Here is a 12159-nt window from a genome sequence, read left to right on the forward strand (position 1 = left end):
GTCCACGCCGTCGACTTCGACCATGCGCGCATCGGCGCGCTCGCCGCCGAACACCTCGTCTCGCGGTATCAGCGGAGCCAGCAACTCACACTCCCGGTCGGTGATTCATTCGGTGTATCACCCACCATGATCCACGACATGACGATTTGAAGACGGGTACTAGTAGTGCTTTGTTAGCTGGCCTTGTCACGTGGGGTGTCTGGTAGTTCGCTGGCTGTATGAGGGCTGGGGAGCTTGCAGCGGTTCGGGGCCGGTTGGAGGAGTTCGCTTCCGATGTGTTGGCGTCATTGGTGCGGCGGGATCAGCGGGTGAAGGGCGCCCTGTATGTGCGGGGGCTGCTGCTGGACGGCCGGCGGAAGTCGATGCAGCCGATGGCCGAGCGACTGGGGATCGATCACCAGCAGTTGCAGCAGTTCATGACGTCCTCGACCTGGCCGGTCGAGGACGTGCGGGCCCGGCTCGCCTGGCGGGCCCTGACGGTGGTGCGGCCGCAGGTGTGGGTCGTGGATGACACCGGCTTTCCCAAGGACGGTGTCTCCTCGCCCGGGGTGGCCCGCCAGTACTCCGGCACCCTGGGCAAGGTCGGCAACTGCCAGATCGGCGTCAGCGTCCACGCCGCCTCCGACACCGCCTCATGCCCGCTGTCCTGGCGGCTGTTCCTGCCCGCCACCTGGGACGGGCCCGAAGCCGCCGGCCGACGCAAGAGCTGCCGCATCCCCGACACCGAGCACCACCGGCCCAAGTGGCGGCTCGCTATGGAGATGCTCGACGGGATCGGCCTTCGGCCCGCCGTGCTGGTCGCGGACACCGGATACGGCGCGAACGCCGACTTCCGCCACGGCCTGGAGGACCGCCGGCTCGCCTACGTGCTCCAGGCCAAGGCCGAGATGACCGCCCATCCAAAGGCCGTTGAACCGCACCAGCCCGCCTACGGCGGGCTCGGGCCCAGGCCCCTGCCCCGCTACCGCACCCATCCCGTCTCCTTACGCGACCACGTCCTGGCCGCAGGCCGCAGCCAGTGCCGGACCCTGACCTGGCGCAAGGGCTCCAAAGCCGCGATGAGCTCGCACTTCGTGCTCCTGCGTATCCGCCTCGCGGGACGATGACCCAAGCCCGCCGCGGACGGCACGATCCCGCTGGTCTGGCTGATCGCCCAATGGCCCGAAGACGCGGCGGAGCCGGTGAAGTACTGGATCTCGAACCTGCCCGCCGACATCCCCGCCAAAGATCTGGTCCAACTGGCGAAGTCCCGCTGGCGGATCGAGCACGACTACCGAGAGATGAAGACCGCGCTCGGGCTGGACCACTTCGAGGGCCGCTCGTTCACCGGCTGGCACCGCCACGTCACCCTCGTCACTGCCGCCCACCTGTTCCTGACCGAACAACGGACCTGCCCAAAAGCGTCTGCCAGGTCCTGACCCTCTACCAGGTCCTGGACCTCCTCCAACACCTCCTGGCCACCTGGACCCGCACTCGCCCCACCTGTCGGCAGGACATCCCATGGCAGGCCTACAACACCACCTAACAAAGCACTACTAGTGTCCTGAGTCGGAGATTCGTCGGCAGTAAGTGGCGACCTTGGGTCGTAGCGGTCCGGGTCGGAGAAGACCTCCGGCAGCCGGTGTGCGACGGCGGGCGACAGCATGACCAGCGTCCCCGCGGGGACACGCCCCCCGCCCACACACCGAGCCGTCCCGATTCCCGGCCCTCATTGATGCACGCGGCCAGGTCATCGCGCGGCACCGTGCGGTGCAACTGCAGCAGGGGAGGCTCGATGGATTCGGCGCTCGGCTGCCCACGTCGGGCTGGTGCAGCATCCCAGCCTCCGGCTGCAGCCGCGGTGCGCCACAGGCCAGGCCGCCGGGTCTTTGGTGGTCCCCACGCTGCCGTCCGGGCGGTAGGTCTTCGAGGCGATCCTCGGTTTGATGAAGTCTGCCGGGCGGTTCACCCTGCGGAGATCACCGCCACGGGCACCGCCCCGTGTCGCACCCGGCGGTCCCGGGGACGACCGGCTGCCTTTGTGACCGCTGCCGTGCTCCGGCTCAAGCGGCGGCGGGACAGCCGCGCTTGAGCCCGGGCCCGGTCAGTAGGAGACGTCGAAATAGTCGATGTCGGTGAAGGCGACTTCCAGGCCCGCGGCGCGGCGTCCGCCGTCCTTGAAGTACTCCTCCTGCAGTCCTTGGGCGACGATGTCCCGCATCTGCTGGTCGGTGGCGCCCTGCTGCCGAGCGTCGAACAGGCGGCGGGCGTAGGGCGGTGGGAGGTGGACGGTCAGGCGGCGCATCCGCCCGTCATCGGTGGTGCCGACCGGGGCGGTGTAGCCGAACCGGGCCCGGGTCTCCACGGTGATGCCGGTCGCTGTCGCGGCCTGCATGCGGCGGCGCTTGCGGACCTGGGGCTGCCAGCGGGCCCGTACGGCGGCGTCGATCCGGTCGGCGATGGGTTTGGGCGGGTGTTTGCGCTCGCCGGTGCGGTAACGCTCCACGGACCGCTGGCTGACCCCGATCTCCCGGGCGACGGCCTTGGTGGTCTTCAGCTGCGCTACCAGGAAGTTGATACGGGCCTTCAGGCCCTTGGGCGGCCGGCGGGTGAACGCCTCCTGCTCGGCCCGCTCGATAGCGTCCTCGATCTCCCCCACCGGTCAGCTCCCGTCCGTGAGCGGGCTGTGGCCGTAACGCCGGGGGATCAGACGGGCGTCAGCAGCCGGGGCGAGGTCCACGACCAGGCGCTCGCCCACACCGGAGGCCGTGGTGGCGTCGGGTGAGAGGTAGCCGAGGCTGCGCAGCTCGCCGACCGCTTTACGGAAGGCGTCGCGGCCCTCAGCGGCCAGGCGCTCGTCGCGGGTGAGGGAGACCAGTTCGCTGACCCTGGGCTCCTGCCCCGGGGTGTAGCCGGTGGCGAGTTCGGCCAGGACACCGCGGGCGCGCCAGGTCAGGCGCATGTCCCGCATCGCCCGCGCAAACAGCTCCGGGTCATGAGTGGGCGGGGCGGTGGGAACGGGCCACTGCGGGGACGGGGCGTCGGGGGTGTTCATCGGTTACGACTCCTTCGGTGCGGTTCAGCGTCCGCGTCGGCCCCTAGCTGGGACGGCGCCATGCCGGTGCCGGTGGCCGCGGCTTACTCCCCTTCGTCGAAGACGGCATCGCCGCCCTTGATGTGCCGGGCCGGGTTGAGGCCCTTCTCCATCAGATCGACCGCCCACAGCATCGACTGGACACCCTCCAGCTTTGCCAGGCCCGGGGTAGGCCCGAGCCGGAAGGCGCCGGGCTGAGGCTTGCCGGAGGCCGCGTACGGGAGAAAGTCGAGCGGACTGTCGCCGGGGCTCGGGTAGACAACGCAGTCGGACAGCACGGCGAGCGGGAACAGCCCGGTCATCCGGGACATGTTCAGCAGCTTGCGGTGCATGTTGACCCGAGCCTTGCTGATGACGGCGGCGCGGATGTCGGGGCGCCAGGTCGGGCGTTCCAGGGCCGGCCACCGCTCGCCCTCCTTGTAGTGCTTGCCCTGGGGCCGCTCGCGAAGCTTGCCGACGCCGCCCTTGACCGTGGCCTTGATGGCGGTCAGGACGGCGGCCAGGGCCGGGTCGACCTGCTTGTGCTTCTCCATCGCCGCCAGGAACTCCGTGTCGGAGAGGTCTTTGGTGACGCCGAGGTCGGCGAGGGTGTCGACGTAGGCGGTCTTGAGCCGGTCGTGCCACGGGTCCAGGTAGGCGCCGGTTTCGCGGCGCAGGTACGCCTCGATCGGGTGGACGTTGTAGCCGAGCTCCTGGGCGTAGGCGACGGTGTGTGTCTGGTACCAGGCAGGTCCCGTGGGCCGGGTGCCGTCCGGCGTGAACGGCGAGGGCAGGCGCGGGTCCAGCTCAATGTGGGACAGGTCCACCAGCCAGGAGCCGGGGATCTTCGGGTTGAACTTCGGGGCGTGGAAATGGTCGGGGGCGGACAGGCCGACGACCAGGCGGGCCGCGGCGGCAAGGAACGCGGTGTTGAGGTCCAGGCCGATCGCGAAGGGTAGCGTGCACTCCTGATCCGTCAGCAGGTCGATGTCACGCACCCACTGGTACGCCTCCTCATCGAGGAAGCCGCCGGTCCAACCGGACTGGACGATGACAGGGTGTTCGGGGGTGGCCTCCGGTGGTGCCGGGTCCACCGGCTCGGTGCCGAGGCTGCCCGGGTTGTAGGCAGACACCCAGTTCCCGGTCCCCTCGTCGCGCTCCGGCCTCGTCGGCGGGCGCAGCGCCGTCATCAGCTCCAGGCCCGACACGGCCGTCGATCCGCGCGGGGTGATGACCCGCTGCGCGTAGACACCCAGGACGCGGGCGACGTCGGCCGGCTCCATCTCGGCGACACCTGGCCAGGACCGCTCATCCAGGGCGTCCCAGGGCAGAATCGCCAGCTGCACGCACTGACGCTCACGCCCCTGCGCCTTGCGGTAGATCCGCGCCCACGGGCCGAACCCGCGCTGTGTGAGCTGCCACTTCGCCTTCGCCACCTGCTTGACCACCGGGTGGTCCTCCGGTAGGCGCAGGGAGCGGCGCTGCTCGTGGCCCTCCAGACGCTCCGGCAGCCCGAGCTTCACGGCGGCCGCGGCGGTGAGCACGATCAGCGGGTCGCTGTCCTTGCCGTAGCGGTTGAGCTTCGGCGCACCGAGACCGGACTCGCGCAGCGTCCACTCCACCAGCTCCGGAACGGTGGTCGCGGGGCAGTCGAGCACGATGCCGCCCGTGCCGTACGCGCAACCGTCACCGTCCAGCACGGCGAGCGGACCGTGCGGGAACCGCGGGTCGGCCGCGGGCGCTGGGGCCTTCTTCACCGCCGGGCGGCGCGACGAGGCGGCCGGGCCGGCGGGGCGCTCGGGAGCGACGGGGACGGCCGGGGCTTCCACCGGCGCGGTGGTCTCCGGCGTGGTGGCCGCGGGGGCGGTGGTCTCCGGCGCGGTGGCCGCGGGGGCGGCCGGGCCGGTGAACGTCTCCGCCACCTTCGGCTGCGACACGCCGACCGGAGCGGCGGAGCCCCCGTGGGCGGGGTACTTCGCCGCCCAACCGTTGAGCAACCGCTGATACGCCTCCAGGCGCGGCGACTTCGGCTCGGAGCGGCCATTCTCGTAGTTCTTCACCGTCTGCGTCGACGTCTTCAACGCCTGTGCGAGACGGGCCTGGGTGATGCCTGCGGCCTCTCGCAGCCGGGCCCGCTCCGCCGGGGGCGGCAACTGCGGCTCCTCCTCCAGCAGCGCGTCGACCGACGCGAACAGCTCCTCCTCGGTAGTTGCCATACACGGCACACTAGCAGCACTTACCCAGTCGTTTAACCTCCTTATTAACCCGCACGATGCGGCGGCAAGGATGGCACGCGCGAAGGCTCACGCGGCAACGCGGCGCGCTGTCCTGTCACACCGCACCGTGAGCACGTCTCACCGTCGAGTGACCCCGGTTACGGGCCCATCACGCCAAGCTGGTGGTCACCGCTTTTGACCCCCAGGCGTGAACGGACCAGTCGCGGGGGCTACGCACTTGTCGACGACTGTCTTCTCGCCGGCTGCCGAACCCTCCAGGCAGAGCCTCCCGCCCTCCTCACGTAGGTCGAGGAAGAACCGCGTGGTCGCACCGGACTGCTCGAGGTCGTGGATGCGCTCGTCGACATAGCCGAGGCCGTTCAGGATTGCCCTGACCTTCGTGGGGGTGGGATCGACCAAAGACCAGAGTGCCTGGGCGATACGCTCTTCATGAAGGTGACTCGCGCACCAGTCGCGAGCGTTCAACTCCACTTCCGGCCCCGCCGCAGGGGCGATCGGCTCGATCGCATCGCTCGGCACCTTCGCACCCGGCGGCAGTGTCTCCGCCGGACCAGTCGGCGGAGGCACTGGCGGGGCGCTCGGGGGACACGACCGCTCGATCCTGTCCCGTATCTGCGTGAGGGTCGGACCGGGCTGGCCTCCGACGGCGTCTGCGCGCTTGGTCTGCTCTCCGCCGACGGTTGTCTTTTCGGTGTGCTCGGTGCCGCAAGCACCAAGCGCGAGCACGGAAATGGCCGTGATAATCACAGTGCGCAGCCCGCGGCGCGGGGAGCGGGCCGACGTGCTGATTGATGCAGGGATTGGTCTCATGCGCACAGCCTCTGATCAGGCCGCCCCCTGCGCGTGAGTAGTCGTACTCACGCAGGCAGAGGTACTTGCTCAAACTTCCCTACGTTGTCTGCGGGACAGGGCGAGCCCTTCGTATGGTTGGCCCACCCAGGGGTGTCGGGTGTGGCTTTCAAACTTCTGCCGCTTGTGGCTTCCATAGATTGGCCGCCCGACGCCCCACGACGACTGGGCTGCCAATCAGGAATTACGAATGATCGCTCCGTAGGGAATCGACAGCGAGGTCGTCCGTCGGGAGGCACCAGCACACCCCACCGCACGGATGCACCACATGGCCGCGATCTGGGCCGGCATCGACGCAGGCAAGACCCACCACCACTGCGTTGCGAGGTCGACTTGGGCCTGGTGAAACGTCCGTTCCTCTCGGGCTGATCGGCCTCCCTTCCCCGGTGGTGGAGGCCGCCCGGGACAACGGATCGAGGCAGTACACATGGCGGTGGAGGCCGGCACCCGGGACCACTGCGGTGGGGGAGAACTCCGGTGGAAGCGGGCTGGTCCACAATCACGAGGACGGTGCCGAACCTGTTACGCAGCTCGTCCTGGACGGCCCGCAGCTTCGGTTCGCTGCTCGGCAGCGGCTCGTCGAACACCTTCTTCCCGGCCGGGGCCAGCCCGTGCCGGCACCAGAGGCCGAAGAGCGCCGTCCTGGAATACGCCCCTCCACCAGTTGCACAGCAGCGTGGAGGCGGCGGAGGCCGGGTGTGGGTCCGGGCCCCCGACCAGGTGCGGTCGGCCGACGGCGTCGTCCACGACCAGGCCGCACCGAGCGACTGGAGGCCGTCACCGCAGTCGGCGGTCCGCAAGGTGCTCAGGGAGCGTTGGCCTTCGGGCAGGGGGCGGGAGAAGTGGCACGACGGTCGCCCGGCCTGGGGTGTACTGCACGCGCCGGGCTAAGCACGCGTTGAACGCCGCGGAGACCCGAGGACGCGACTGTGCACGCTGTGCGGCTGCGCTCAGAAGCTGTGCGCCGATGCTGATCGGCTTCGGCCACAGCACCGACTCCCGACCTGCTGGCCAGGCCCGTGGCCGGCGCGGCCGGTGTCGTGGTCGGGTCTGTGTTAGGGCGTGTCGTCGGAGCAGGGAAAACGGCACATCACACTCGGGCGGGCGCGCGGGTGAGAGTGCCACCTCTACCGCCGGCGGACGCGGGCGCGGCTGTGGCCAGCTGTCGCTGTCCTGGAGATGGTCGTGTCAGGACAACGACGTTGATCAGGTCAGGCAACGTCCCTCCAGCAGGCCGGGCCCCTCCGCCCCGTATGCGGCATGGTGTTGACCCGCCGCAACAAGTTCGAAGGCGCTCAGCAGCGGCCTTTTACCCACGTGAATTGAGTACGAGCGCTCAGGCAGGCTGTCCGGACCGGCTCGTAGCGTCCAGCCCATGCACATAGATCACGCCGCTCACGGCCCGACTCGCCGGGCCGGCATCACCGCAGTGGCCTCCTGCCTGCCGGAACACGAGGTGACTTCGCAGGACCTCCAGCAGCAGATCACCGCGGCCTCCGGGCTGTCCCTGCCGACGCGGATGCTCGAACGGGTCACCGGCATCACCGCGCGCCGGGCGGCCGCGGAGGACGAGTACGCCTCGACGCTCGCGGTCCGGGCGGCCCGCACCGCACTGGACAGGGCCGAACTCGCCCCGTACGACGTGGACCTGCTGGTGTTCGCCTCCGCCACGCGGGACGTGGCCGAACCGGCGACCGCGCACATCGTCCAGGCAGAGCTGGGCTCCCGGGCGCATGCGCTGGACGTGACCAACGCGTGCAACAGCTTTGTCAACGGCATCGACACGGCACGGGCGATGATCCTCGCCGGTCGCGCCCGCCGGGCCCTGGTCGTCACCGGGGAGACCCCGAGCCGCGCGGTGCGGCACGCCCCCTCCGGCCCCGACCAGCTCCGCGACGGGTTCGCCGGCTACACCTTCGGCGACGCGGGAGCCGCGGTCGTCCTGGAGGCGGTGGAGCGGGGCGGCATCCTCGACGTGGACACCGAGACCCACTCCGAGCACTGGCCGGTCGGGGGCATCTTCGGCGGCGGTTCGCGCCACCCCCGCGGGGACGAGCACACGTACTTCCACGGTGACGGCAGCGAGCTGCGCGAGGTGTTCGAGAAGGTCGGCACCTCGGTGCTCGACCGGATGCGCCGACGCACCGGGCTGGCGTGGGGCGACTTCCGGCACATCCTGGTCCACCAGGTCACCGTGCCGTACCTGGAGCGGTTCGTGGAACTCACCGGCGTCCCCCGCGACCGGCTCGTCGTCACGGTCCCCGAGCTCGGCAACATGGCCAGCGCCACGCTCGGCGTGCAGCTCGACCGCGTCCACGAGCGGCTCCGCCCCGGCGACCGGGTCCTGTTCGTGGGCCTGGGCGGCGGCGTGAGCATCATGACGATGGTCTGGGAGAAGGCATGAGCCCCCTGTGGGTGGTGGTGCCCGCTCACCAGGAGGCCGCGCGCATCGGCGCAACGCTGGACGCGCTCGCGGGCCAGTACGACCGCGACTTCACCCTCGTCGTCGTGGACAACGCCTCCACCGACGGCACCGCGGCGGTCGCGTACGGATTCGCCCGACGGGCGCCCTTCCCCGTCCACGTCCTCACCGAGCCGGAGAAGGGCGTGGGCTGCGCGGTGGACACCGGCTTCCGGTACGCGATCGAGCACGGTGCGACGTGGCTTGCCCGCACCGATGCCGACTGCCTGCCCCACCCCGGCTGGACGGCCGGCGCCCGCGGCGCCCTGCGGCGCGGCGCGGGCCTGGTGTGCGGGCGTATCGACGCACGCCGCGACGAGCACGGGCCGCTCGGGCGGGCCGCGTTCCGCGCGCTGGTCCGCATCGCCGCGTTCTTCGGCCGGGTACGCCCCGCCCACCACCGCCGCCACGGCTACCTCGCCCCCTACCGGATGCACGCCGGCAACAACATGGCCATCACCGCGGCGCTGTACGAAGCCGTCGGCGGGATGCCGCGCCGCCCCTCCCCCACCGACCGCCTCTTCCTCAACCGGGTGCGACGCCACACCATCGCCATCGTCCACGCCCGCGACATGGTCGTGGAGAACTCCACCCGCCGGCTGCGCGCCTACGGCCTCGTCGGCACCGCCCGCTGGTACCTCGACAAGGGCCCGGGCCGTCACGGGGAGGACCCGCGCTGATGCTCGACACCCTCGCCCACGCCCTGCGGCGCCACCCCGACCGGCCCGCCGTGCTCGGCACCACTCCCACCGGGGCCGTACGCACCAAGGCCACCTTCGGGGACCTGGCCGACCTCGCCGACCGCTACGCGGCCGCCCTGTACGCACGAGGAACCGGACGCGGCAGCACCGTAGGCGTCGCCGTCCGGCCCGGGCCCCGGGCCCTCGCCGTGATGCTCGCCGTGCACCGGCTCGGCGCACGGGCCGCGGTGCTCGATCCGGGCGCGGGGCCGGACGTGCTGCGCGCCCGGCTCGCCCTGGCCCGTCCCGACGTCGTCCTCGCCGACGCCGCCGCCCAGGCGGTCGCCGGGTGGGCCCGGCCGCTCGCCCGCCGTGCCAGCCTGGCCCTGCCGGACCTCGCGGAGCTGGGCCCGGTGGCCACGGTCGGGCCGCGCCTGCCCGGCTGCGCCCCCGCCCTGGACGCCGACGTCCGGGCCGTGCCCCTGCCGCCCCCGGTGGACGAGGACGGCGACGCGGTCATCGTGTTCACCTCGGGCACCACGTCACAGCCCCGCGCGGTGGTGCACACCCGCTCCTCGCTCGCCGCCGGCATGACCACGGTGGCCGGGCTGGTACGGCCCGAGGCCGGGCGGCCCGTCCTCGGCGGCACCTTCTTCGTCCTCGTACCGTCCCTCGCGAGCGGAGCGCCGGTCGCGCTGCCCGCCCGTTCCGTACGTGTGCTGGCCCGGCAGCTGCGCCGCCTCGCCCCGCAGGCCACCTACCTGACTCCGCCGCAGCTGAGACGGCTGCTGGCGGAGGGCGGCCGGTTCTCCGGGCGCGTGTGGACCGGATCGGCTCCCGCGAGCGCCGACCTGCTCACCCGCGTCAAGCGCGCGGGCGCCGAGGAGGCGTGGGGCGTCTACGCGCTGACCGAGCTGTTCCCCGCCGCGGCGGTCGAGCAGGCCGACAGGGCCGCCTTCACCGGCGAGGGCGACCTGGTCGGCGTTCCCCTGCCGGGGGTGGTGGCCAAGACCGACGCGTCGGGTGAGCTGCTGCTGTCCGGCCCCGCCGCGCGCGACCGTTACCTGGGCGAGGACCCGGACCCGTGGGTCGCCACCGGCGACCGGGCACGCCTCGACGGCGGCCGGATCGTGCTGGAGGGGCGCCACAAGGACATGGTCCTGCGGCACGCGGAGAACATCTACCCGGGGCTGTACGAGCCCGCGTTGCACATACCAGGCGTCGAACTGGCGCTGCTCGTGGGCGTACCGGCCGACGACGGCGACGAGTCCCTGGTCGCCGTCGTACAGCCGAGCTCCGGGGCAGATCGCGACGCGCTGCGGGCCTCCCTGGCCGGACCGCTGGAACGCATGGGCTCCGCCCGGCCGGACGCGGTGCTGTTGGCCGACATACCGCTGTCCGGCCGCTCCCGGAAGCCCGACCGCGCCGCCGCCGCCCGCCTCGCCGCCCGGCGCCTGGCCGAACGGAGCCGGGGATGACGGCTCCGAGCGGCGTGGAGCCGCTGTGGGTGGTGGTTCCCGCCTACAACGAGGAGGCCGGCATCGGGGCCACCCTCGCCGCGCTCGCCTCCCAGACCGACACCGGCTTCGCCCTGGCCGTCGTCGACAACGCCTCCACCGACACGACCACCGGCATCGTGCGCCGCTTCGCCGCCACCGCGCCCTTCCCCGTGCATCTCGTCCACGAGGAGGAGCGGGGCACCGGTGCCGCCGCCGACACCGGGTTTCGGTACGCCGTCGCACACGGCGCCGAACTCCTCGTGCGCACGGACGCCGACTGCCTGCCCGACGCCGACTGGATCGCCACGGCGCGCAGGGAGTTCGCCCGCGGGACGGAGATGGCCTGCGGCCGCAGCCTTCCGCGCCGGGACGAGGATCCCTCGCTCGCCGAGCGGTACCTGCTCCCGGCGATCGTCAGGACGACCGCGCTGTACGGGCGCTACCGCACCGAGCACCGGCACCCCCGCTATCGCGCGCCCTACGTGCTGTGCCACGGGCACAACCTCGCCATCACGGCCGCGCTCTACCTGCGCTGCGGTGGCACGCCCCGCACCCCGCTGGAAGGCCCGCCCGAGGACGTCGTCCTGCTCAACCGGGCTCGCGAGCACAGTGAACGGATCGCGCGGGCCGAGCGGATGGTGGTGCACACCAGCCTGCGCCGTCTGCGGGCATGGGGCGCCCGCCGGACCCTGCTGTGGTGCTGGGACCGCCGCTACCGCCCCGCCGACACAAAGGAGGTGCACGTCCGGTGACCGCCGTCCTCGCCGCTCCCACCGCATCCGCTGCCCGCGCAGCCCGCCGCCGCGACCGGCGCGTGTACACCCGCTCCCACCCCCTGCTGTTCACCCTCCTCGCCGCCACCCGCCGCCGGGCGGTCACCCGCATCGGCGGCGCGGTGCTGGTGCACGGCGCCGAGCCGTACCGGCAGGCCCTCACCCGCATCCCGCTGGACCGCACCGCCGCCGGCACCACCGGTGGCGCCGCCCGGGAACTGTCCACGGGCGGGACGCTGTTCGACCAGGAGGGCGCCGGGCACCGCACCACTCGGCGCGCGGTCGCCGACGACCTCGGCGCGGCCGGGGTGGAACGGCTGCGCCCGGTGTGGCAGGACGTCCTGACCCGCCGCCTCGCCCCGCTCGCCGAGGGCCGCGACGTCGACCTCGTACCGCTGGCCCGCGAACTGGCCGGAGCCACCGTCTGCGCCCTCCTTCGCACCTCGGGCGACCCGGAAGACGTCGCCGAAGCGGCCGCAGCGGCAGCGGCCACCGCCGTACGCGACCACCTGCCCGGCCCCCGGCCGCCGGGCACCGCGTGGTGCGGACTGCTTCTTGATGCAGAGCCACACGGCTCCCATCAACAAGTGGATCATGGAGCAGCTGAT

The 12159-nt window shown here is 71.9% G+C and carries 8 protein-coding genes and 3 pseudogenes; 6 read left to right on the forward strand and 5 right to left on the reverse strand.

The genetic code is table 11. The features are described 5' to 3' along the window. Positions 1-218: 218 nt before the first annotated feature. Positions 219-1418: pseudogene (locus ABT360_RS33965) on the forward strand (IS701 family transposase). Positions 1419-2083: 665 nt separating this feature from the next. Here ABT360_RS33965 and tpg read toward each other — a convergent pair. From tpg to ABT360_RS33990, 5 genes and pseudogenes are all read right to left on the reverse strand, one after another. Beyond that, entirely contained in the window at positions 2084-2638 is a 555-nt protein-coding gene (tpg, locus tag ABT360_RS33970; protein ID WP_351825388.1) for a telomere-protecting terminal protein Tpg, read from the reverse strand. Positions 2639-2641: 3 nt separating this feature from the next. After that, a complete protein-coding gene (locus ABT360_RS33975; protein WP_351825390.1) occupies positions 2642-3034 on the reverse strand; it encodes a hypothetical protein in 393 nt (130 codons plus the stop codon). Between the two features lie 83 nt (positions 3035-3117). After that, positions 3118-5268: a telomere-associated protein Tap gene (gene tap / locus ABT360_RS33980; protein WP_351825392.1), complete on the reverse strand. Its 2151-nt coding sequence runs from the start codon at positions 5266-5268 to the stop codon at positions 3118-3120. 186 nt (positions 5269-5454) lie between these two features. Beyond that, positions 5455-6036 (reverse strand): hypothetical protein, encoded by a 582-nt coding sequence (locus ABT360_RS33985; protein ID WP_351825394.1) that lies wholly within the window; start codon positions 6034-6036, stop codon positions 5455-5457. Between the two features lie 566 nt (positions 6037-6602). Beyond that, a pseudogene (locus tag ABT360_RS33990) lies at positions 6603-6752 on the reverse strand (IS110 family transposase); the annotation flags it as partial. A 761-nt stretch (positions 6753-7513) separates the two neighbouring features. Between ABT360_RS33990 and ABT360_RS33995 the strand changes: the two are divergent. From ABT360_RS33995 to ABT360_RS34015, 5 genes and pseudogenes are all read left to right on the forward strand, one after another. After that, the gene (locus ABT360_RS33995; RefSeq protein ID WP_351825396.1) at positions 7514-8542 is read left to right on the forward strand and encodes a 3-oxoacyl-ACP synthase III family protein; all 1029 of its coding nucleotides are present in this window, start codon (positions 7514-7516) and stop codon (positions 8540-8542) included. Then, the gene (locus ABT360_RS34000) at positions 8539-9279 is read left to right on the forward strand and encodes a glycosyltransferase family 2 protein (protein ID WP_351825398.1); all 741 of its coding nucleotides are present in this window, start codon (positions 8539-8541) and stop codon (positions 9277-9279) included. The genes ABT360_RS33995 and ABT360_RS34000 overlap by 4 nt, the downstream gene beginning before the upstream one ends. Beyond that, on the forward strand, positions 9279-10757 hold the full coding sequence (locus ABT360_RS34005; protein WP_351825400.1) for a class I adenylate-forming enzyme family protein: 1479 nt from the start codon (positions 9279-9281) through the stop codon (positions 10755-10757). Before ABT360_RS34000 ends, ABT360_RS34005 begins: the two co-directional genes overlap by 1 nt. Next, a complete protein-coding gene (locus ABT360_RS34010) occupies positions 10754-11530 on the forward strand; it encodes a glycosyltransferase (RefSeq protein WP_351825402.1) in 777 nt (258 codons plus the stop codon). The genes ABT360_RS34005 and ABT360_RS34010 overlap by 4 nt, the downstream gene beginning before the upstream one ends. Further along, a pseudogene (locus ABT360_RS34015) lies at positions 11527-12159 on the forward strand (hypothetical protein); the annotation flags it as partial. The gene ABT360_RS34010 and the pseudogene ABT360_RS34015, both read left to right, overlap by 4 nt.

The organism is Streptomyces sp. NPDC000229, assembly GCF_040300825.1.
Classification (GTDB): domain Bacteria; phylum Actinomycetota; class Actinomycetes; order Streptomycetales; family Streptomycetaceae; genus Streptomyces.

Bases quoted from the DNA above. Each gene is read 5' to 3' on its own strand.
- ABT360_RS33975 (WP_351825390.1), bottom strand. From the start codon at position 3,034: ATGAACACCCCCGACGCCCCGTCCCCGCAGTGGCCCGTTCCCACCGCC.
- ABT360_RS34000 (WP_351825398.1), top strand. From the start codon at position 8,539: ATGAGCCCCCTGTGGGTGGTGGTGCCCGCTCACCAGGAGGCCGCGCGC.
- ABT360_RS34005 (WP_351825400.1), top strand. From the start codon at position 9,279: ATGCTCGACACCCTCGCCCACGCCCTGCGGCGCCACCCCGACCGGCCC.
- tap (WP_351825392.1), bottom strand. From the start codon at position 5,268: ATGGCAACTACCGAGGAGGAGCTGTTCGCGTCGGTCGACGCGCTGCTG.
- ABT360_RS33995 (WP_351825396.1), top strand. From the start codon at position 7,514: ATGCACATAGATCACGCCGCTCACGGCCCGACTCGCCGGGCCGGCATC.
- ABT360_RS34010 (WP_351825402.1), top strand. From the start codon at position 10,754: ATGACGGCTCCGAGCGGCGTGGAGCCGCTGTGGGTGGTGGTTCCCGCC.